Raw genomic sequence first — 301 nt, 5'->3', positions numbered from 1 at the left:
AGGCTGGTGTGCGGTATTTTTGGTACATATAACCGCTTTCTTCGGTGCGACCCGTTTTTTTGTGCCAGCTACCAGTAGTGGTGAGGGTTTGTCCTTGTGGACAGGTATAGGTGTTTGCGTCTTTGTTGTAAATGAACTTGGATACTAAATACTCGGGTTGTGTGCCATTTTCGTTGCTTTTGCCTTGATCTGGATGGGCCACTAGGGTGTTGATATTGTGGTTTTTGCAGGTTTCGAGTTCGCGTCCGTTGTGATAGCCTTTGTCAACTAGTACGGTAAAAGTTTCGAGCGCTAGGTTTTC

The 301-nt window shown here is 45.8% G+C and carries 1 pseudogene; it reads right to left on the bottom strand.

Going from position 1 to position 301, the window contains the following annotated elements:
- Positions 1 to 301: pseudogene (locus tag WFZ85_RS16200) on the bottom strand (IS1182 family transposase); the annotation flags it as partial.

The sequence above is a fragment of the Flavobacterium aureirubrum genome, assembly GCF_038739835.1.
Lineage (GTDB): Bacteria > Bacteroidota > Bacteroidia > Flavobacteriales > Flavobacteriaceae > Flavobacterium > Flavobacterium aureirubrum.
This window is presented reverse-complemented; position numbering and strand designations above follow the sequence as displayed.